We start from the raw sequence: 22425 nt of genomic DNA on the forward strand, positions 1-22425 counted from the left end.
CATTTATCCCCCAAAACAATTTCACCTTTTATCCCGCCCCGACTTTTAAACAAAGCATATACGCCTTTTAAACAAAACCACCCGCTCCCAAACTGCCGACCTTTGTTTTATCAAAACATTTAACAAATGAGCACAGATAAAAACAACCAACAAACCGTACTGGTAACCGGTGGTGCCGGTTTTATAGCGGTGCATTGCACCATACAATTACTAAACGCTGGCTACAAAGTAAGAGCTACCCTGCGCAATCTTGATCGCGAAGCGCAGGTACGCAACATGCTGCTTGAGGGCGGAGTGGATGCCGGCGAGCGCATCAGTTTTATACAAGCCGACCTGTCATCAGATATCAACTGGGCCGAAGCCGTAAAAGATTGCACTTATGTATTGCACGTGGCATCGCCAACCCCCAAACTAAAATTTACACACGAGGACGAAATGATCATCCCTGCCCGCGAAGGCGTTTTACGCGTATTGCGTGCCGCAAGGGATGCGGGTGTTAAACGTGTGGTGTTAACATCGGCCATTGGTGCAATTGTTTACGGGCACCCTAACCAGAAAGAGCCTTTTGATGAAACCACCTGGACAGATACCACGGGTGATGCACCTGCTTACCAAAAATCAAAAACCCTGGCTGAGCGTGCTGCGTGGGAGTTTATTGAGAAGGAAGGTAAAGGGCTGGAACTATCTGCCGTGAACCCTGTGGGTGTGATGGGGCCGGTTTTGGGTGAGGATTACTCGCACTCTATCTATATCATCAAAAACATGCTAAGCGGCAAAACGGCTGCCTGCCCTAAAGTGAACTCCTGCTTTGTGGATGTACGCGATGTTGCCGACCTGCACCTACGCGCCATGACTCACCCTGCTGCCAATGGCGAGCGCTTTATTGCCACCGCCGGCGAAAGTATTTGGCTGGCAGAGGTTGCAAAAATATTGAAGAACAACTTGGGCGAAGTGGCTGCTAAAGTGAGCACCAAACAGATACCCAATACCTTGCTGCGCATTGCCGCACTTACCGACCCAATTGCCAAAAGCATTGTACCATTATTAGGCATTATTATGAATACCACAAGCGCCAAGGCGATAGAATTATTAGACTGGTCGCCACGCTCTACAGAGGAAGCCATTGTGGCCACTGCCGAAAGCCTGATTCGTTTGAACCTTGTAGATAAACCGTAACTTTACCTTATGGAAGTAGCCGATATATTTGTATCCTGCAAAAAAGAGGCACATTATAGCCGCGAACTTACGCTGCCGTACGCTGCGCTCGTGCATGTGCTATCGGGCGAGGTAAGAATAGCCGCTGCCGACCGCAGTTTCCGTTTCCTGCCCGGCGATACGGTACTTTTCCCGCGAGATCAGCTGGGCCGTATGAGCAAACTGCCTGCAAACGGTGAACCTTGTTTGGCTATATCGGTGATATTCCGTAAGGATAAGTTGCTGCAATATTATAATGCCAACCAAATAACGCCTGCAGCCGCGCGCAGTAACCTGCCGGTGATATTTGGCGAGCATGCGCTGCTAAAAAGCCTATTCAGTTCGTTGCAACCTTATTTTGAACTAACTGATGCCTTACCTGCAGATATTGCCGCTTTTAAAGTTGATGAGGCTATACGCGTGCTCCGCGCTATTGACCCGAAGGTTGACGGGCTGCTAAGCTATTTTGATGGCCCAGGCAAGCTGGATCTGGCAAGTTTTATGGAGACCAATTTCAGGTTCAACCTGCCATTGGAAAAGTTTGGTTATCTCACCGGCCGAAGCTTGACCACCTTTAAAAAGGATTTTAAACAGACCTTCAGAATTACGCCGGGCAGGTGGTTAACCCAAAAACGTTTAGAACTGGCGCATTATCTTATTGTGGAGCATAAACGCAAACCATCAGAAGTTTACCTTGAGGCAGGTTTTGAGGACCTCTCACATTTTTCGTTCGCTTTTAAAAAGCATTTCGGGTATAACCCAACAAGAGGGGCGCATTTGTAATATCAACTGAAACAAATTTGGTGATGGCAGCTTCTTTATTTATGAGCAAGCAGCACAGAACCATCCCCAACGAACCGGAAGAAATGCCGGCGCGCACTGAGGGCCCTGAAATAACAGAACCAACAGACCCTAAAACGCGCGAAGTACCCGAAGAGGCGCCGGATGAAATACCGCCGGAGATAACTCCTGATAAGGAAAAAGAGGGTGAAGGAACTGTACATCCCGGATAAACCTTATCCACCCTGTCATTTCGAACGAGGTACGAGGAGAAATCTTCTGAATCCGATACTTACAACGTAGAAGATTTCTCCTCGCTGTCGCTCGTTCGAAATGACATTGTAAGTTAGTTACAATCCAAACGCCCTTTTTATCCCCAACTCCAGTCCTCTCAGCTCTGCTAATCCGCGCAGGCGGCCGATGGCAGAGTAACCGGGATTTGTTTTCTTGCGCAGGTCATCCAGCATCTTGTGCCCATGATCCGGGCGAAAAGGCATGCGGGTATCTTTGCGACCCTCGGTTTTACGTTTCTGTTGTTCTTCCAGCAGGGCTTTCACAACTTCGTACATATCCACATCACCGGCAAGGTGGTCGGCCTCGTGAAAATTGCCCAGTTCATCGCGCTTAGTGCTGCGCAAATGGATAAAGTGGACCCTGTCGGCCAGGCGCTTTACCATGGCAGGCAGGTCATTGCTTTCTATCACCCCGAAAGAACCTGTGCAGAAAGTAAGGCCATTGTGACGGCTATCTACCGCATTGTAAATATCCAGTATATCCTGCTGGTTACTCACCACCCGCGGCAGCCCCAGAATATCATACGGCGGATCATCCGGGTGAATGCACATCAGGATGCCTGCCTGCTCTGCCGCGGGGATAACCTGCTGCAGGAAATAAGCAAGATTAGCTTTTAAAGCCTGGGCATCTATGCCGTCGTAAGCTGCCAGTACTTTTAAAAATTCATCAACCCTATAGCCTTCCTCGGCGCCGGGCAAGCCTGCAATGATATTTTTGGTGAGGAGTGCTTTTCCCGCATCATCCAAAGCATCAAAATATGTTTTTGCGCTATCGCGGATGGTATCGGGATAACCGGCCTCTGCATTCGGTCGGTTAAGGATATAAATATCGAAGGCAGCAAAAGCCACCATATCAAACCGAAGCGCCGTTGAGCCATCAGGCATCAAATAATCGAGATCGGTACGCGTCCAATCAAGCACGGGCATAAAGTTGTAGCAAACAATATCAATACCGCACTGCCCCAGGTTAAGCAGGGATTGCTTGTAGTTGGTGATGTATTGCTCAAAGTTACCTTTGCGTTTTTTAATATCCTCATGCACCGGCACACTCTCCACTACCGACCAGGTTAATCCGGCAGCTTCAATAGTATTTTTCCGCTTGATGATCTCCTCAACCGGCCAAACTTCTCCGTTAGGAATATGGTGCAGGGCCGTAACAATACCCGTAGCCCCGGCCTGTTTTATATCACTCAAGGATACAGGATCGTTGGGGCCGTACCAGCGCCATGTTTGTTCTAAACTCATGTATATATTATATCGGATAATTTAATTTTTCAGCTTACCGGTTGTATTGATGACCGGCTTTTTTTCTGCCAAACGCTTTTGCCTTAGCAATGCCTCAAGGTAGTAATAATCTGCATAGATGATCGGCACATCCACCTCGCTGTTGGCTGGCTTATGGCCGGTGCTGTGCAACAATAAAAATCCGCGGGCACTATCCGGTTTAGCCTGATAACCTTTGTGCAAACTGCTCAAGATCTTATCCGCAGTAGCTTTGTATTGCTTACCGTTCTTACTGAAGGTACTCAATTCGTATAATGCCGATGCCGCTATGGCCGCAGCAGAAGCATCGCGTGGCTGATTTTTCAGATCGGTTGCATCGTAATCCCAGTAAGGTACCAGGTCGGCAGGCATGTTGGGATTGGTGAAAATGAATTTAGCAATATTTTCCGCCTGTTGCAGGTAAACGGGGTTATGCGTTTCACGGTAGCATAACGTAAAACCGTAGAGCCCCCAGGCCTGCCCGCGTGCCCATGCAGAACCATCTGCAAAACCTTGTGCAGTTTGTTTATGGCGCACAGCACCTGTCTCCGGGTCATAGTCTATTACATGGAACGAGCTATAATTTGGCCGGTAATGATTTTTGATGGTGGTATTGGCATGCGTTATCGCCACTTTATAAAAAGTAGAATCGCCGGTTAGTTTAGTGGCCTCAAACAGTAACTCAAGATTCATCATGTTATCGATAATAACAGGAAATTTCCAGGTACCGTCCTTATTCCAATCCCACGAGCGGATGCAGCCAATCGTAGGGTTAAACCTTGTGATGAGCGTTTTGGCAGCTTGTACCACCACATCTTTATAATGAGCATCGTGCGTTAAGCGGTAGGCATTGCCCACGCTGTTGTACACCATAAAACCAAGATCATGCGTGCCTTTGTTATTCTGCTCTGCTTCCAGCAAAGTAGTATAAGGCTTGGCTTTTTCTGCCCATTGTTTATCGCTGGTTTGCTCGTATAAAAACCAAAGGTTACCGGGGAAGAAACCACTGCACCAATCGGCAGTGTTGATAAGGTGCAGGTCGCCGTTAGGTTGCAGGTTACGCGGTATCAATTCGTTTGGTTTGGCCGATGCCTTTGCGGCTTCGGTTTCCTTCAGCATCACGTCTGCCTGGTGCGCTGCAAAAGGAAATACCGCTTTATAATCGCTTTGCGCAAAAGTGGCGGTGCAGGCTGTTGCCAAAAGCAGGGATAATGTTAGTTTTCTCATCATATCAGTTGGCCACTTTAATTTTGATCACCATTTTTTTCACCACGTCAAATCCATCCACCTTAATATTAGGACGGTGTGCATCCTCAGGAAAAAACAAATAGAACGTACCGGGCTCTGCCACATAGTATTTACCATCGGCGGTGTAATTAGCAACATCTTTGGTGGCATCATAAGCGTTGGTCACTGTGGCTTTGCTTACATCGGCTACGCCAATTTTCTCTTTACCGCGTATCACATATTGGAAATCGATATAATTCTTATGCGATTCCCAGGTGGCTTTATCCTCTTCTTTAGACGGCGCTTCGGTAATGCTGGCAAAAGCATTATCGCCATCTATTGGGTATTTGCCGGGTGCAAGTGTATTCAGGTCTGTAGCTTTGATATAGGCGAACACTTTTTCCCAAACCGCTTTGTTGGCCTGGTATTGCTGATAAAAGGTGACCGCCTTTATCGACGGCGATGCCTTCAATTCGGTACCACCGCTCCATGTTCTGCTTTTAAGCCATTTTTCGGCTTGCTTTTTTGACACGGTTTGTGCCTGTGCTGCAGTAAACCACAGCAGGCATAAACCGGCCAGCAGCAATGTTTTCTTACTGATATTCATAGGTAATAATTAGTAATTGGTGATGCAGGGCCTTATAAAATTCAATTATACGAGGTTATGCAATATCTTAAGCCAAAAAGGCCCTTATATTTCTACGATAACGTTTGAGTAAGCCCCCTGCTACAACGTTTGCGTAGAAATTTGCCCTATTTTTCTTTCTAATAAAAATGCATTGTGTTACAATTGCCCTACCTTTACGATAAACCATTTACCGAAAAATTGAAAGTAATACATGCTGTGCATCCTGATGATTTCAGGAGCTATCAAACCGATACTATCCGCGAGCGCTTCCTGTTAGAGAATCTGGTGCAGAGAGATACCGTTAACTGCGTTTACACGCATTATGATCGTATGATCATCGGCGCGGCTAACCCTGTTGGCGATACGTTAAAGCTGGGCACCTACCCTAACCTGCGCGCTGATAATTTTCTGGATCGCCGCGAAATAGGCATCATCAACGTAGCGGGCAGCGGAAGAATAGTTGCGGACGGTAAAGCTTATAACCTCAACAAACTGGATTGCCTGTACATCGGTCGTGGCACAAAAGAAGTAACTTTCACAAGCCATGATGCCGCTAATCCCGCGGTTTTCTACCTGCTGTCGGCACCGGCGCATACTACGTATCCAACCCGTTTAATGACCATAGATGAAGCTGCCAAAGTAAAAGCAGGCAGCCCCGAAACAGCTAACGACCGTACCATCAACAAATACATCCATGCTGATGGTATCCAAAGCTGCCAATTAGTGATGGGTTTAACCATTTTGCATGGCGGCAGCGTTTGGAACACCATGCCCCCACACGTGCACGACAGGCGCATGGAAGCTTACTTTTATTTCGACATACCTGAGGGCCAGCGCGTGTTCCACTACATGGGCGAGGGACAGGAGACCAGGCATATTTTAATAGACAATTATGGCGCAGTGGCTTCGCCGCCATGGAGCATCCACTCGGGTGTGGGCACGGCCAGCTACAGCTTTATATGGGGCATGGGCGGCGAAAACCTGGACTATACGGATATGGACGCCATAAGAATTGAAGACATCAGATAAGCACCTATGAACAACTCATTTTCGCTTGAAGGGAAAGTTATTATAGTTACCGGCGGTACCGGCATTTTGGGTAATGCATTTATTAATGGCATTACCGAAGCGGGTGGCGCAGTAGGCATCCTCGGCCGTAACAAGCAGGTGGCCGACGAACGCGCCGCAGCCATCAACGCTAAAGGTGGTAAAGCCATTGCACTGATAGCAGATGCGTTAGACGAAGCCGCTCTTCTGCAAGCCAAAACACAGGTATTAGATAAATTTGGCCGTATTGATGGCTTGGTTAACGGCGCAGGCGGCAACATGCCAGAAGGCGTTGTTCAACCCGAAGATGATATCTTTAAGATGAATATCGACGGCATGAAAAAAGTGCTGGATATCAACCTCTGGGGTACCATTCTGCCTACCCAGATCTTTGGCGAGGCCATGGCCGCCACCGGCAAGGGCAGCATCGTCAATATCTCATCCATGAACTCCAAACAGGCCGTTACCAAAGTATTGGGCTACAACATGGGCAAGGCAGCGGTTGATTGTTACACCGAGTGGTTTGCGGTTGAACTGGCTAACCGTTACGGTGATGCTTTACGTATGAACGCATTGGCACCCGGCTTTTTCCTTACAGAACAAAACAGAAATTTATTAACCACTCCGGATGGCGGTTACACCCCGCGTGGCGAATCGGTGATCCGCAAAACACCATTTAAACGTTTTGGTCACCCTGATGAATTGATAGGCGCGCTGGTTTGGTTACTGAGCGATGCATCGGCATTTGTAACCGGCTCTATGATATGTGTCGACGGTGGTTTTTCTATATTCAGCGGCGTTTAATTAGATTAGCAGGGAATGACAGGCAATGTTTTAACATTTGGCGAATTGCTGCTCAGGTTTTGCCCCGATGCAAATGGCGACTGGCTGGGCAACAATACCATGACCTTCCACGTAGGCGGTGCAGAACTGAATGTTGCCACCGCGCTGGCCTTATGGGGCATCCCTGTAAAATATTTTACGGCTTTGCCGGATAACGGGCTTAGCGATCAACTGACCAACTATCTTCAAAAAAGGAATATCGATACCTCGGCCATCCACAAAAGTGAGGGCCGCCTGGGTACATTTTACCTAACCAAAGGTAAGGACATGAAGCACGATGCTGTGATATATGATCGTGCAGGCTCATCATTCGCCAAACTAAAAATCGGTGTAATAAATTGGGATGAGGTTTTGCAGGATGTAAGCTGGTTTCATTTCAGTGCTATTTGTCCGGCGTTGAGCCAGGAAGCTGCTGATCTTTGTGAGGAAGCTTTGAAAGCCGCATCAGCACGAAATATATTCATTTCTATAGATCTCAATTATCGCGCAAAGCTTTGGCAGTACGGCAAACAACCTGTTGAGGTGATGCCGCAATTAGCGCAGTACTGCGACTTGGTGATGGGAAACATCTGGGCTGCAGAAAAACTGCTGGGCATCCCCGTATTGGGCGATATACATGAATCGGGACAAAAAAGTATTTATCTGAAAGAAGCCCTGCGCTCATCAGAAGATATTATAAAGGCTTTCCCAAAATGTAAGGTGGTGGCCAACACCTTCAGGTTTGATGAAGGCAATGGCATCAACTATTACACGGCTATTTATACTGACGGCGGGTTCCACAGCTCGGCCGAGTACCACGCCGACCAAGTAACAGACAAAGTAGGTAGCGGCGATTGCTATATGGGCGGCTTGATCTATGGTTTCTATAATGAGCTATCACCAAAAGAAACGCTTGACTTTGCTACTGCCGCTGCATTTGAGAAACTTTTTATTGAAGGCGATGCCACGCAAAGCACCGTTGATGATATTTTAAACGCCATCCGCTATGAAGACTAAACAAGAAATAACCGAAGCTATCATAGAGCAAGGCATGTTACCACTGTTCTACCACGCTGATATGCAGGTTAGTTTAGATATAGCGCGCTCACTTTACAAAGCGGGCATCCGTGTAATTGAATACACCAACCGCGGCGAGGCAGCTCTGGAAAATTTTAAAGCTTTAAAAGATCTGCAACAAACCGAATTAACCGAACTGCTTTTGGGCATAGGTACCATAAAAACTACGCAGCAGGCAAACGATTACATTGCAGCCGGTGCCGATTTCATTATCGCCCCAATCGTAAATGCTGATGTAGCTAAAACAGTTACCGATGCCGGGCTGATGTGGATACCGGGCTGTATGACGCCTACCGAGATACACAATGCCACCCAACTGGGCGCCGAGTTTGTGAAACTCTTCCCGGCTAACATTTTGGGGCCGGGCTTCGTATCGGCAGTAAAAGAGCTGTTCCCTGGTGTTAAAATGATGCCGACGGGCGGTGTGGATATGAGTGCCGAAAACATTGCCGGCTGGTTTAAAGCCGGTGTGGTGGCTGTGGGGATGGGCAGCAAGCTGATAACCCCGGCAGTGCTTAATGAGAAGAATTATAACCAATTATATAACGATACTTTGCAGGCTTTAACACTGGTTAAACAAGCAAGGTAACGCCAACCTTACATCATGAGCCAACAAAGAACTAACTACCGCTGGACGGTGGTTGTGCTGCTGTTTTTTGCCACAACCATTAACTATCTCGACAGGCAGGTGATAGGCCTGCTTAAGCCAACACTTGAGAAACAGTTTGATTGGTCTGAAAAAGATTACAGCGATATTGTGATGGCTTTCCAAGCGGCGTATGCATTGGGTTTGCTGGTGTTTGGAGCGTTTATTGACAGGTTGGGAACTAAGCTGGGTTACAGCCTTTCGCTTATCATCTGGAGTTTGGCCGCCATGGCACATGCCGTGGTAAAAGGGACATTAGGTTTTGGTGCTGTGCGTGCAGTTTTGGGTGCAGGCGAGAGCGGTAACTTCCCCGCGGCTATTAAATCCGTTGCGGAATGGTTCCCTAAAAAAGAACGGGCGTTGGCGACAGGGATATTTAACTCGGGCGCAAACATCGGCGCTGTGGTAGCTCCTATTATGGTGCCGTGGATACTGGGTGTTTACGGCTGGCAAATGGCGTTCCTTATTACAGGTGCCATCGGTTTTGTATGGCTCATCTTCTGGTGGATCTATTATGAGGCGCCAAACCGCCATAAAAAGATCAACGCAGAAGAATTAGCCTACATCAATAGCGATGCTGAAGAAGAAGCTGCCGAAAGCAAATTGCCAACAGAGAAAGTAGCATGGGGCCGCCTATTCGGCATAAGGCAGACATGGGCATTTGTTGTGGGTAAGTTTTTAACAGACCCTATGTGGTATTTCTTCCTGTTCTGGCTGCCATCTTATTTTTCCAGCACATTTAACCTCGACTTAAAGAAGCCTACCCTACCCCTTATCCTTATTTATACGGCAACCACAGTGGGCAGTATCGGCGGTGGATACCTGTCATCCTGGTTCATCAAAAAAGGCTGGACAGTTTTCAGGGCCCGCAAAACGGCTATGTTCATTTTCGCGCTTTGTGTAGTGCCAATTTTTGCTGCACGATACGCTACCAATATCTGGCAAGCCGTAGCACTTATCAGTTTGGCTGCTGCGGCGCACCAGGCATGGAGTGCAAACATATTCACTACTGCATCAGATATCTTCCCTAAAAAAGCTGTTAGCTCAGTGGTGGGCATAGGCGGGATGGCGGGTTCAGTTGGTGGTATTTTGTTCCCGTTCTTTATAGGCTGGATATTGGACTCGGCTAAAGCATCAGGAAATATCACCGCGGGATATAATGTGCTGTTCACGGTTTGTGCATGCGCATATATTGTTGCCTGGCTGCTGATGCATTTCCTGGTTCCGAAACGGAAGGCTGTGGAGTTGTAAGTCGTCCGTTGGCTGAAGCCAACGGCAATGATGGTTTTTGCTACAATGCTCATCCTTTTCATTGCCGTCCCATTCATGGGACGGTTATCAGGAATATAGGCGGGCTTTAGCCCAAATTAATCGTTTGCGTTATTATGCAAATTCCCTATTCACCAAAAACTTTATATATTGGGAATGCTGATCAATAACACAGCGGTTTCACGCAGAATGAATTTTAATCCTATCACCATACGCGATATTGCCAAAGCCCTGGGTATTTCGGTATCAACGGTATCTAAAGCCTTGCGTGATAGTTACGAGATAAGCGACAAGACCAAAAAGCTGGTTAATGATTACGCCGAACAGAACAATTATCGCCCCAACCCTATTGCCCAAAGTTTAAAAAAAGGGCATAGCAAGTCTATCGGGATCGTTGTTTCCACCATCGAGAACCAGTTTTTCTCGCAAGTCATCAATGGCATCGAGTCGGTTGCTTACCAGGCAGGCTTCAATGTTATCATCACACAAACGCATGAATCTTACGAGATGGAGCTAAAGAACGTGGAGCAGTTAACACACCATGCTTTAGACGGTCTGCTCATCTCGCTCTCTACCGAAACCAAAGATGTCAGCCATCTTAAACACCTGCACCAGCAAGGTTTACCAATAGTATTTTTTGACCGTATCACCAACGAGATTGAGACCCATAAAGTAATAGCCGATAACTTTAAAGGTGGGTATGATGCAACGAGGCAATTGCTTAATGCAGGATATAAGAAGATAGCGCATATTACAAGTCCGCCAAATATTTCTATTACCAGCGAACGTTTTGCGGGATATGAGCACGCGTTAAAAGAGGTGGGTATGGATATTCCATCAGCCTATATTAAACACTGTGCACATGGCGGCCGCGATATGAGCGAGATAGAAAATGCGCTGAATGAACTGCTCTCTTTGAAAGATAAACCTGATGCAATTTTTACTACATCAGACCGTATTACCACCACAACGCTATACCTGCTCACCAAAATGGGTATCAAAATACCGGATGATATCGCGCTGGTGGGTTATACCAATACAACATTAGCCGATGTACTGAATCCGCCTTTAACCTCAGTTTATCAACCTGCATTTGAGATGGGCCGCAAAGCCGCAGAAATGCTTTTGAGCCTGATACTCAGCAAACACCCAGTTACCGAATTTGAGACCATCACCCTGCCAACCCAGCTTTTTGTACGGCGATCTACCCTGCCTAAAAAAGCCTTATAAAATCTACCTGCTATGAAGAAGACTTTATTAATTGCGCTATTTGGCTTACTCCTAACCACCGGACTAAAAGCTCAGACAGTAGCGCTCGACTACTATTTTAACCATGAGACCCGCAAAGCAAAAGACGGTTCAGCCGAGCGTTTCCATTATACATGGGAAGATACCACACAAACAGGTTTTTCTAAATGGGGCAACGAGTTTACAAAACTTGGTGCGAAGGTGACCTCGATTGATGCTGCGCCTACTGCCGAAAACTTATCAGGCGTTAAGGTTTATATTATTGTAGATCCGGATACCAAAAAAGAAAACCCCAGCCCTAACTACATTACCGAAACGGATGCCGACGTTATTGCCAACTGGGTTAAAAAAGGCGGCAAACTGGTAATGCTGGCTAATGACAGCGCCAATACCGAGCTACAGCATTTTAACGCACTGGCAGGCAAATTCGGGATGCATTTTAATGATGATATGCAATTGCATGTTATGGATGATGCACATTTTGAGGATGGCGCAATTCAACTATTCAATCACCTGGTATTTACAACCGCTAGAAAGATCTACTTAAAAGATGTTTGCAGCATCGGTTTAAAAGGCACTGCTAAGCCTTTATTAAAAGCTAAAAATGGAGCTGTAATAGCTGCAAAGGCTAAATATGGCAAAGGCATGGTGTTAGCCGTGGGCGACCCATGGTTGTATAACGAGTACGTAAATGGCCGCCTTCCTGCAGGTTTTGAGAACGATAAAGCCATGACCGACCTGGCAAGTTATCTTTTGAAACAACAATAAATCCGACTTCCTTTTAATTAATATTTATAATATTTAACTCAATCAAATATCAAAAGTCTGGCAAATGTTAAAAACTGTGAAATTATTCCACACTGGCTTATTTAACATTTGTTAGTTGCTATATTTATTTAAGCGAAGAGCATTTTGTGCAATTCGTTATTGCTGCAGATAGGAATCCCCTCCGCCCTAACGCGTTTCACCCTTATCATTTGCAATTAACACTATGACTACATCTACCCGAACACCGCTCTTAAAAGCACTTTTTGTTGCCGCTTTTGCGCTTAGCAGTTTCACGGCCAAAGCACAGCTATCCGCGGCCCTGCCTTATAAGCCCGGGCATACCGATTCTTTATCTATACCGAGTACCTATATTGATGAACAGGCGTTTACTGCACCCAAAACCACAAAAATTGCCAGCATATTTGATGATGCTAACGATAAATCGTTACAGCAAAAGGTTTCGGTAAGCTTGAATAATGCAAGCGAGCGCCGCCAACTGATGGATTACCTTAAACAACTTGAGGTAGATGACAACAGTCTTACCGGCAACGAATCAAAAAACAAAACCCTATTTAAGTTCGCCAATCTTTTTGCCCGTTTAAAGCTTTATCCGCTGGCGATGAAGTGTTTCTTTAAAACCCTGCAAAAAGATAAAAAGCACAGAGAGAACGAAGAATCGGCGTTAATAGATACTTTGCAGGATGACGACCAGCAGGCGTTTGATCTGCCTATTGATACTAAGGATGATTCGCTGGCTTATGTGCAAAGCGTACAGGTTAAAAAAGAAAAATCGCCACGTACTACCTACGAAAATATTTCTAAAACTTTTAACGATGGTAAACAGGCTGTAGCTTATGCATTGCTTTTCCATGTAAAGCAACCTGCCCCGGGGAAAGGCAAAGTGCATGTTTTGGCTTATACAGGGCATACTTACATTACACTTATTAAATACAATACAGATTCAACCTACGTATCCTGCTCATTTGGTTTTTACCCTAAGAAAGATCACCTGTTCTCGGCTACACCATGGTTCCCGTCAACATCATCGCAGTTTAAGGACGATGCCAGCCATAAATGGGATGAAGTGATCGGCAAATTTATCTCCAAACGAAAATTCGACAGGATACTAAAGCTAACTAAGGAGTATAACGATGTGGACTATCATCTGAGCTATAACAACTGTACTGATTTCTCATTACAAGCGGCAACGGTGGCAGGCATTAGTGTAAGTAAAACTGAGGGCAAATGGTTTATGGGCCACGGCAACAACCCCGGCACTACCGGCCAAAGCATTATCCATGGCGGTTACAGCAACACGGACGGCGAACCTGCCGCTACAATGTTTAAGAGCCTCAATACTTCGGTAACAGATAAGGAAGTAAAAATTCAAAATTAGGAAAACAACTTCTGTTATTTGAGAGCTTCCACCCACGCGTCATTGCGTGGTTTGTTTTAAGACTTAGAACTCAGGACTACCTACTCAACCGAAGCTGCCCAAAAAATAGCATTAGTAAACAACCTCACATAAGCCGGGTTATCGAACAGATTTGGTGAGTGCCCCATGAAGATGTAAACATTGCGGGCTTTGTATTTGGGGTTTGTCCAGATAACCGGATGGTCGCCCATTTTGATATTGCCGTTGGGTTGGTAGCTGTTCTCATCCACGCTGGCCAACACTTTCACATTGCCGCGCGGACTTTTATCGTAAGTGTACCACTCTTCCTGCTTCACTAAAAACTTTTGTGGTACGCCTTTCATTACGGGGTGATGCTTTTTTTCAACCTTAACCTCGCCTGAGGCAAAGGTTTCGATATAGTTTTTGAACCTGATATCGCCCATAAAACGGTAAAACCACTCCCACATCGGGAAGCCATCAAACTCACCAAGCAGTGTTGCGTGGTGGAAACCTATCCAACCGCCCCTGCCCTGTTCAATGTATTGTTCAAAGGCTTTTACGGCTTTATCCTTCCAACCGTAAGGCGGGTAATCTAACTGGATAAATAGCTGGTATTTGCTTAGATAAGTCGAATCGATATTATCGGTATTTTGAATGTAATCAATGGTGAAACCCCGCTTTGCGGCAAGTGCGCTCAGCCATACTTTGGCGCGTTTAGAGTATTCCACATGATGACCGCCGTTCTCATAAATGGCCAGCACTTTAAAACTCTTCTTTTGCGCATGCGCAATCACGCTTGTTAAAAGCAGGCAAAGTATGAGCAGTCGTTTCATTTAGCAATGATTGAGAGAGTGAACGAGTGACGGATTGATTCCTAATTATAAATACTAATCTACCGTCTTCATTAGAAAATCCCCAGGAATTTCTTGCGCTTCTTTTTTGGTGGAGCAGCATTGGTTGAATCAGTTACCGGCTTCTTTTTCCAAACTTTCTTTTTGGCGGCAATGGTTGCTAAACGTGCGTGCTCTACACTATCGTGGTTGTAGTTCTTAGGCACATAAGGCGGGCGAAGGTAATTTATCTCGGGCACATAAACCACATTTGGTGTACCGGATGGCTTCCGCAGGAAAGCATAGAGCGATATCGCCACAAAAACAAGCCCAACGGCTATAATAGTTGCCAGTGTTTTCTTAGGTAATATCACGTTTGATGGGTTGCGCTCGTAAATACCTTTATTGCCGTTATAACGTGCGCCTGTTTCTTTTGCAAGGACCTGCAGATCGGCTAATTGCCTGTTCTTGTCTGCCTCATCCTTTTCAAAACCCTCAACCAGCTTTCGCAAACGTTCATTCTCAGCAATTATAGCATCGTTATTGGCTTTGCTATCGCCAGAGAAGTTGGCATCAACAATGGCTTCCTGCAGTTCAACACCGCTGGCGTATCTTTCGGTCGGTTGTTTGCACAAACATTTTTCTATCACGGCAATCAACCAGCGTGGCAACTGCATTTCCTGATCGCGCTTTTCTTCTGCCCAGGTGCGGGGCAGGTTATTTTGGCGCATAATCCGCAGATCGGGCACGGGCGTTTCAATATGCGCCATCCTTACGTTATTACGGGCCGTTTCTCCGTTACCTTCAAGCGGGAAAGGCACATTGCCGGTAAGCATTTCGTAAAGGATGATGCCGTATGCATAAACGTCTGATTGTGGCAGCATGGTGCCATCCGTTTGCTCGGGGGCCATAAATTCAATGGCACCGGCATGACGGATACTGGTGCGGCGTTCCTCATCTGTAAGAATGGCCAGCCCAAAATCAATCAGCACATAGTTACCGGTTTGGGCATTGTATTTAACGTTATTGCTTTTTATATCCCCGTGGTTGATGCCAATTTTATGGCAATGTGCCAGTGCGCCGGCCAGTTGATAGGCCAGGCGAATGGTTTCCTTTACAGTAAAGATCCTGTCGCTTGGTGGCTGCAGCAGGTCGCAAAGGTCGGGGCCGTCAATGTATTCCATCTCAATGTACGGCAGCGACCCACTCTCGGTAATACCCGAACTGAGGATCTTTACCACATTGGGGTTAGGTACCTCGTTCACCTTTTGCAGCTTGGCAACCTCGTTCATAAAGTTGCGGTAGTTGCGGTCATCGGCATTTTCGGCATAAATGGGCGTTGGCAATATCTTCACCGCGGAGATAACAGGCCCCATGCGCTTGCCTTTATAGACAGATCCCTGCCCGCCCGTTCGCAGCGCGCCCAGATTCTCTAATCCTTCGGTTATGGTGAACACTTTACTCATTGCCTGCCGGTTGATAGCTAAACTCCAATACTGCCGATTCGCCCAGGATGATCTGGTCGCCCTCTTGTAATTGATGACCTATATGAGTAGAACTTAGTTTAATGATATCCTCACTTTTTTCTGAGCGGATCTTCACTTTATTTCTTGGCGGCACGCCGCCTTCATCGGCATAGATATAAAACTTACCAGCCTCATCGCTCCACTCGATGTGAGCATGCTGGCGGCTTACATATTTGTTAGCCTCATTGGCGGTATCGCTCGGGAAAGCAATATGGTTGGTACGGAAAAAGCCATCATCGCCTTGCGCTTTTTTATCCCTGCCGATATGGATCTTATCCTTGCCCGATTGGATATGGTACTCCTGCTGATCGGTCTCGCCACCCAAAACACGGATGTATGCAGATGCCGATTGCTTAATAAAATTACTGCCCGTTTTGATGAAGAATGCAGCATCAACCTTTTTGGCTGGCACGGCTTCCTCGGGTAATTCCTGATCGAATATTACATCCAGCTGCCAGGTTTGCGGCAGGTTAACGGCATAATCATCGGCAATGCGTTGTACTTCGTCTTTAAATTGCTCGGGGGCTTCTATATAAACGGCAGCCTCGTAAAGCGACTTGTCCGCCGCAGGCGCATTGATATACAGGTTAAGGCCACGGATGTTGCCACCCTCGCCACCTTCGGCCTTTTGCAGTTCATGCTTGATGAATTGCAGCAACTCGTACCTTATACCCTTAACATCAGACGGACGGTCTGGCTTATCGCTTTTGAAAAAATTGAACATTATATTGTGAATGTGGCGTACCTACGGCACGCAAAATCATATTACTTTTTTATTCTACCGATCTGATGCACCGACGGTGCATTGGATGCTTTTAACCGTAGCCCCGCTTTGATGGCGATATTTTCTTACCTATAAACCCTTGTGTTATTCAGTTGTTTGTTCTTCTTTATTTTCTCTGATACTTTTGATGTATCCCTTCTCTTTCAGGAACGGAATAACATGTTCGCCGGCCAGTTTAACCGCGTCTGATGAGCCTTTTGTAGACTCGATACGGATGCAAACCACCATTGCCCCCGGCCCGTTCGCCTTCGGTGCGAAAAAAACGTACCAGCCGTCGTTTATCTGCTGGCCCTTCCAGATACGTTCCGGTGTACCGGTTTTACCTGCAACAGCAAGGTGTAACCGCCATTCTTTAGGCGCACTTTGCTCTATCATGTACCTGCGAAGCAGTTGTGCATACCTCGGATCGTTAGTGATCTTGGTGCCCGGCTTAACTTTAGTGGTAGAGTCGCTTACTTTTAGTACGTAGCGGTTCTGCAACATAGTGCCATTGTTGGCTATACCCGCAGCCATACGTGCCACCGCAGCCGGCGTAGCGATCAGCTCGCCCTGGCCCCACGCCATACCCGAGATACCCTTTGCCCTCGTTTTACGGATATCATTAGGATTGTAGCGTGGCTTGGTATTGAACTCTGTTTTACGCCATAGCTCGCGCCATTTCTCTTCCTGTTGGGCATTCTCCTTATCGCGGCCATAATAGTAGCCACCTACGCCATGCAGGAACATACCCGTTTTCAGATATACCGTTGCCATATCTTCCTGCAGGTGTTCCTCGTTGGCCAGCTTAATAAAGTACACGTTGTTTGATTTGGCAACTGCCGCTTCTAAAGTGATTAAACCTGTTTCATCAGGCTCAAAGCCTTTGGTACGGATACGCTCATAACTGGCCACGTTAAATTTGCGGTTTGCTGCCGCCATACCCAGTTTATTGAACGATGCGATGGATGTTGCAAGCTTAGCTGTAGAGCCTGGCTGCGTGGCCAGGGTAAAGCCCAGATCCTGCGTGGTCATCCAGCCTGCCAGTTGGTTTTGGTCGGCGTAGCTCATGGTGAGTTTTTCCCAGTCGTGTACCGGTGGTAGCGGGTAACTGGCTGAGGTCAGCACATCGCCGGTATTTGATTCCATTACCACTACAGATACCCGGTTATCCAGCAGCGACGTATCCTGCGCTATCGAGTTTTGTATCTCGGTCTGCAGCTGCGCATCCATGGTGAGTTTAACATCACGGTTGCGCTTCTTAAATGCTTCTACTTCTTTACTGTTGATGCCTGCCAGTAGCAACGGCGCAATGGCACCGTAATCGCGTTTTACCACGGTCATTTCCTTAACGCCGCGGGCCAGGAAGCGGTCTTCCTGGTAACGGTTGGCCGTGATGTTGATCTTCTCCGTAGGCATCTGGAAACCGCGTAACTCAGCGGCGTGCTCGTACTCGGCAAAGTAACCATTCGGGCTGCCATTGAATACACCGGTGTTGGCATCCCCTGTCCAGAAGAACATTTGCTCATCAAACGGGTAATACCTGTCCAAGCGTTTATGCATGGCCGAATCGATATTGTAATTCCCGGCACCGGCTATCACCAGTTTACGGTGTTGTTGTTTTACTAACTCAGGGTCGCTGGTGGCCAGGAGTACTCCTTGCCTATCGTAAAGGTTACCCGCTTCCAGGCGGTTCATTAATATGGCAATGCGCGGGTTGTAGCTGAACATCCTTGCGCCGCTTTTATCGGCTACTAATGATGGCTTTACCACCCACTTTTTATTATTGAACGAATATCTTGATACACTTACCGAAAGCAGCATCACACCGCTCAAAGCAGCCATCAGCGCGGGCACCAGGTTTTTATCCTGTTGGCGCGATATATAGCTCATCTGCACCGGAGTTCCTCTTACTTTTGATGCCGAGAACAAAAAGCCCGAGGCCAGTAAGTTGGCCACCAGTGATGAGCCACCATAACTTTGGAACGGCAGTGATACCCCTGAAAGTGGCAATGCCCCCGTTGAGCCACCCGCAATGAGCAGGAATTGCACAAAGGTGGACACCCCTATACCCGCACATATATAAAAGAGGAAAGGCGTACCCGTTCGCCGGCCAATGATGATGGAACGGTGCAGGTAAAGCAGAAACAGGATAAAGATACAGGTCATGCCCGCCCAGCCAAACTCTTCGCTCATGGATGGCAATATCATATCCGTATGCGCCTCTGGAATGGTTTTGGCAAAGCCCTCTCCCACACCCTGACCTGCAACACCACCGCTCGACATGGCCCAAAGGCCGTTAGCCACCTGGTCGCCGCCATAAACTTCGTTATTCCAGGCATCCTGCCAGATGGCTTTCCTATCAACCAGTCGCTGTACCGGTCCCGGAAATAGTTTCCCAAGCAACGGCACCTGGTCTATGGTAACAAAGGCTGCCATGATCACCAGCACCATCACCGCCGATTCGCTGAGTGACCGGCGTTTGAACAACATCATGATGGCAACCAGCGCAGCTGTTATCAATGCCGCCAGCCAAACATTTTTCACAAACCAGCTTACCAGTACATACAGTACTACGGCGATGGCCATAAACATAAAATCGCCTCGCGAAAAGGAGAATAGCACAATGAAGGTAAACAGCACCACCATTGCCGGTCCCAAATCGCCCAGGATAAGGAACAGAAACAGCGTTACTAAAATGGCTATCAGCGCAAAGGAGAAGAATTGCCAGCGCTTGCTCCAACTGCTGTATTCGCTGATGAGCTTTTCGTTAGCGGCAAAAAATCCTGCAAGAAAAAGTATAATGAGGTATTTAACGATCTCGCTGGGTTGAAAGCCGAACAGGTTAACCTTAACACCGCTCCCCTCGGGGCCGGTACCAAATTTGATAGTTAATGCCAACAATGTTGCCGCCAAAACTACCCAGGGCCAGCCATCGGCAGCGCTGCGTACCTGTTTAAATACCAGCATACGGTAGATCCATGAATCGGGCGTAAAGCGGCGCAGTTTCAGGAATAACATCACCAGCATAGCGCCCAGGCCAATGCCAAGGTACATCAGCATATCCTTAGCCAAAAAGCGATCTCGCAGTGGATCCTGCAGGCTCAATAGTGTGATGAACGATAAGCCGGTTAAGGTCATGATGACCGGTAATATCAGCTGGTCGGCATCTTTGAAACCTATCGAAAGGACAATATGCACCAACAGAAACGCGCCCAAAAAGCTGCCAACGATGATATAGAACCAATGGTTAAAATCATCAACGGTGCGGATGGTGAGTGATTTTTCTTTCTTAAGGATATTGAAATCCCGCGTAGAGAACAACCTGATAGTATGCGGCTGTTGTGTGAAAGTAAAGGCGGCATCGTCCTCTAACATTTGTACGCCTTGCGATGTACCGAACTGGTAGCCCGGCTGCAATGGCAATACTTTGAATGCTTTACCTGAGGGCAAATGTGTAAACTGCGCTACCCCTTGTTCGTTTGTGCGGGCATAGGCTATTAATGCTTGTAAGCGGCGTTTGCCTGCACTATCGGGCAAAAATGTTTTAGTGAAACCGTTTCCAGCCTCTGTTACGCGTTTAATCTCTCCTATCTCCTCATCGGTGCTGATGCTATCCTGCGGCAACACCATTTGCAGGCGCACAAGTACACCGGCTACGGATTGCTTCTTGTTAACGATGTTTACAGCGATGGTTCCACTGCCCATGTTCACATTAGTTGCCTGCGGGACTTGCTTGGGATTTTCTTTCTCGCTTACAAACAGCAATGAATCGGCACCGGTGTAGCCCAACAACATCCTTGAAGCCGTAACACGGCTTTTGAATGATTTGCCACCCTGCGCAAAAGCATCATCGGCAACGATAAAATACTTGCGTTTATTCAGCTCGCCGATGTTATCTATCTGCTCTTTAGCATCCGTAGCGCTGGCAACGGTTGAGGTGATCAGATCGATATCTTTTGAGTCCTCAAAATAGTAGCCTTTGGTAAGCAAGCGTTTCAACTGACCAGCCGGATCACCTGCATTAAGGTTGATCATGGTGCCATCCTGCAGGCGTTTATCTACATCGGTAAAGCGGGTTTGCAGCACGGTATGTAGCCTCAGAAAAAGGCAAATGAACAATGCGCCTAAGAGTACAATGAAGATCCGCTCCGTCCACCTGCCGGGTGTTTGCACTTTATCTGCTTCCATTTGGCTTGGCAGGGGTTTTAGGTTTAGCGGTATCGGCCTGTGGTTTAACAGCCGGTATGCGGGTGGTTATATTCTTATCAGCGCCTAACATTAAATTGTTCTGCACCGGCAGTTTGCAATTATTGAACTGCACGTTGCACAGCGTAAGGTCGGTGTTACCGAGGTTAATAGCCACATCAAAATCCTTAAACTTTATATTCTCCAGGCCAATGATCTTGGTATCTTTTCCCAATACCACAGCAGGGCCTTTATATGAAGTATCGCGCTGCAAAACAAAGTTACCTTTTGCTTTGATGTAAAGCGTATCCTGATCAATGTGCAGGGTATCGCTCAAAATAACAGGCTGCTTAAAAGCGGTATCGGCTAACACCAAAGTATCGCCTTTAAAGGCGTCTATTGCATCCTGCAGTTTAACTTCGTTATCGTTACGCAATCTGGCACTATCGGCAACCGGCAGTGCCGCTTTATTAACCGACTGCCCTTTCATGAACAGCCATACGGTTGTACCTAAAAACAACAGGCATAGCAGCCCTAATATAACGGTCAGTCCGCTGTTTCCGCTTTTGCGCATTTGGGGTTCGGGTTTTGTTTTCGGTTGGTCGGTATGTTGGTGATGTGATCTTTCTTTTTGTTCATCATCCTCTTCTGCGCGTTTTACCTGGTTGGTTACGGGTGCCACGGCTTGCGGTTGGTTTCTTTGCTTATCATTTTGCACCAACACCACGGTCACGTTATCGCGGCCACCGTTATTGTTGGCAGCAGTGATGAGTTCGCGGGCTTTTTCCTGCAGAGATACGTTAAGTGTCAGTATCGAGAGGATGCCTTCTTTATCCACTAAATCGGTCAAACCATCGCTGCAAAGCAGCAGCAGGTCGCCGGGCAGGAATGGCGATTCGCCGGTCTCCACAAAGCTGTCGTCAGTCTCGATCATGTTACTGAAACCTAAGGCCTTGTTGATCTCGTTACGTTTTGGATGGTTCATGGCAGCGTCCTCAGTCAAACGGCCGCTATCCTCCAGAAAACCCACAAAAGAGTGGTCTTTAGAAATCTTTACCAATGATTGATCGCGCAGCAAATACAAACGAGTGTCGCCTACGTGGGCATAATAAAAGCGGTTATTCTCCACATCGGCGATAGCCATGGTGGCTACGCAGGCCATGCTTTCCAGCTCTTTATCCTCAGCCTTTTTATCGGCGATATTACGGCTGGCTTGCTTAAAAGCCTCTATCATGCTTTCGATGATATTGGTTTGCGGGTTGCTCAATCGCTCCACAAAAACATCGTGTGCAATTTGGGCAGCCACTTCGCCGCCATTATAACCGCCTACGCCATCGATAACGGATGCGAGCACCAGTTTATCGCGCATAATTTTGCGGGCAATAAAAGTATCCTCGTTATTGCTGCGTACGCGGCCGGTATCAGTTTGTCCAAAATAGTTTTCAGCCATTGCGTTTACCTGA

The 22425-nt window shown here is 47.1% G+C and carries 19 protein-coding genes; 11 read left to right on the top strand and 8 right to left on the bottom strand.

Features of this window, described 5'->3' with window-relative positions; translation table 11 throughout:
* Window positions 1-126: 126 nt before the first annotated feature.
* From D0C36_RS03710 to D0C36_RS03720, 3 genes are read left to right on the top strand one after another with little or no spacing between them, the layout of a single operon-like run.
* On the top strand, window positions 127-1176 hold the full coding sequence (locus D0C36_RS03710; protein ID WP_117390218.1) for an SDR family oxidoreductase: 1050 nt from the start codon (window positions 127-129) through the stop codon (window positions 1174-1176).
* 9 nt (window positions 1177-1185) lie between these two features.
* Entirely contained in the window at window positions 1186-1977 is a 792-nt protein-coding gene (locus D0C36_RS03715; RefSeq protein WP_117390219.1) for an AraC family transcriptional regulator, read from the top strand.
* A 23-nt stretch (window positions 1978-2000) separates the two neighbouring features.
* Window positions 2001-2207 (top strand): hypothetical protein, encoded by a 207-nt coding sequence (locus D0C36_RS03720; RefSeq protein ID WP_117390220.1) that lies wholly within the window; start codon window positions 2001-2003, stop codon window positions 2205-2207.
* 117 nt (window positions 2208-2324) lie between these two features.
* Here D0C36_RS03720 and uxuA read toward each other — a convergent pair whose 3' ends face one another.
* Genes uxuA through D0C36_RS03735 form a run of 3 tightly spaced genes read right to left on the bottom strand, consistent with a single transcriptional unit; the run spans window position 2325 to window position 5364 of the window.
* On the bottom strand, window positions 2325-3512 hold the full coding sequence (gene uxuA / locus D0C36_RS03725) for a mannonate dehydratase (RefSeq protein ID WP_117390221.1): 1188 nt from the start codon (window positions 3510-3512) through the stop codon (window positions 2325-2327).
* A 21-nt stretch (window positions 3513-3533) separates the two neighbouring features.
* Window positions 3534-4760, bottom strand: a complete 1227-nt coding sequence (locus D0C36_RS03730) for a glycoside hydrolase family 88 protein (RefSeq protein ID WP_317126750.1) — start codon at window positions 4758-4760, stop codon at window positions 3534-3536.
* A 1-nt stretch (window position 4761) separates the two neighbouring features.
* Window positions 4762-5364, bottom strand: coding sequence for a YhcH/YjgK/YiaL family protein (locus D0C36_RS03735; protein WP_117390222.1), 603 nt, complete (start codon window positions 5362-5364; stop codon window positions 4762-4764).
* A 174-nt stretch (window positions 5365-5538) separates the two neighbouring features.
* Here D0C36_RS03735 and kduI point away from each other — a divergent pair, with 174 nt between their 5' ends.
* The 8 genes from kduI to D0C36_RS03775 all read left to right on the top strand — a co-directional run bounded on the left by kduI (window position 5539) and on the right by D0C36_RS03775 (window position 13658).
* Entirely contained in the window at window positions 5539-6414 is an 876-nt protein-coding gene (gene kduI, locus D0C36_RS03740; protein WP_233524400.1) for a 5-dehydro-4-deoxy-D-glucuronate isomerase, read from the top strand.
* A gap of 6 nt (window positions 6415-6420) precedes the next feature.
* Window positions 6421-7236, top strand: coding sequence for an SDR family oxidoreductase (locus D0C36_RS03745; protein WP_117390223.1), 816 nt, complete (start codon window positions 6421-6423; stop codon window positions 7234-7236).
* A gap of 15 nt (window positions 7237-7251) precedes the next feature.
* Window positions 7252-8271, top strand: coding sequence for a sugar kinase (locus D0C36_RS03750; RefSeq protein WP_117390224.1), 1020 nt, complete (start codon window positions 7252-7254; stop codon window positions 8269-8271).
* Window positions 8261-8920: a beta/alpha barrel domain-containing protein gene (locus tag D0C36_RS03755; RefSeq protein WP_117390225.1), complete on the top strand. Its 660-nt coding sequence runs from the start codon at window positions 8261-8263 to the stop codon at window positions 8918-8920. Before D0C36_RS03750 ends, D0C36_RS03755 begins: the two co-directional genes overlap by 11 nt.
* Window positions 8921-8935: 15 nt before the next feature.
* On the top strand, window positions 8936-10228 hold the full coding sequence (locus tag D0C36_RS03760) for an MFS transporter (protein WP_117390226.1): 1293 nt from the start codon (window positions 8936-8938) through the stop codon (window positions 10226-10228).
* Window positions 10229-10402: 174 nt separating this feature from the next.
* The gene (locus D0C36_RS03765) at window positions 10403-11476 is read left to right on the top strand and encodes a LacI family DNA-binding transcriptional regulator (protein ID WP_233524402.1); all 1074 of its coding nucleotides are present in this window, start codon (window positions 10403-10405) and stop codon (window positions 11474-11476) included.
* 12 nt (window positions 11477-11488) lie between these two features.
* Window positions 11489-12262 carry a DUF4350 domain-containing protein gene (locus tag D0C36_RS03770; RefSeq protein ID WP_117390227.1) on the top strand — a complete coding sequence of 258 codons (774 nt, stop codon included), beginning with the start codon at window positions 11489-11491 and terminating at the stop codon, window positions 12260-12262.
* Window positions 12263-12485: 223 nt separating this feature from the next.
* A complete protein-coding gene (locus D0C36_RS03775; RefSeq protein WP_117390228.1) occupies window positions 12486-13658 on the top strand; it encodes a hypothetical protein in 1173 nt (390 codons plus the stop codon).
* Between the two features lie 80 nt (window positions 13659-13738).
* Here the strand turns inward: D0C36_RS03775 and D0C36_RS03780 are convergent, their stop codons facing one another.
* From D0C36_RS03780 to D0C36_RS03800, 5 genes are all read right to left on the bottom strand, one after another.
* On the bottom strand, window positions 13739-14491 hold the full coding sequence (locus D0C36_RS03780) for a ThuA domain-containing protein (RefSeq protein WP_117390229.1): 753 nt from the start codon (window positions 14489-14491) through the stop codon (window positions 13739-13741).
* A 71-nt stretch (window positions 14492-14562) separates the two neighbouring features.
* Window positions 14563-15954 (bottom strand): serine/threonine protein kinase, encoded by a 1392-nt coding sequence (locus D0C36_RS03785; protein ID WP_117390230.1) that lies wholly within the window; start codon window positions 15952-15954, stop codon window positions 14563-14565.
* The gene (locus D0C36_RS03790; protein WP_117390231.1) at window positions 15947-16738 is read right to left on the bottom strand and encodes an FHA domain-containing protein; all 792 of its coding nucleotides are present in this window, start codon (window positions 16736-16738) and stop codon (window positions 15947-15949) included. Before D0C36_RS03790 ends, D0C36_RS03785 begins: the two co-directional genes overlap by 8 nt.
* 144 nt (window positions 16739-16882) lie before the next feature.
* Window positions 16883-20965 (bottom strand): FtsW/RodA/SpoVE family cell cycle protein, encoded by a 4083-nt coding sequence (locus D0C36_RS03795; RefSeq protein ID WP_117390232.1) that lies wholly within the window; start codon window positions 20963-20965, stop codon window positions 16883-16885.
* Window positions 20952-22412 (bottom strand): PP2C family protein-serine/threonine phosphatase, encoded by a 1461-nt coding sequence (locus tag D0C36_RS03800; protein WP_117390233.1) that lies wholly within the window; start codon window positions 22410-22412, stop codon window positions 20952-20954. The genes D0C36_RS03795 and D0C36_RS03800 overlap by 14 nt, the downstream gene beginning before the upstream one ends.
* Window positions 22413-22425 lie beyond the last annotated feature (13 nt).

The sequence above is a fragment of the Mucilaginibacter conchicola genome, assembly GCF_003432115.1.
Taxonomy (GTDB): domain Bacteria; phylum Bacteroidota; class Bacteroidia; order Sphingobacteriales; family Sphingobacteriaceae; genus Mucilaginibacter; species Mucilaginibacter conchicola.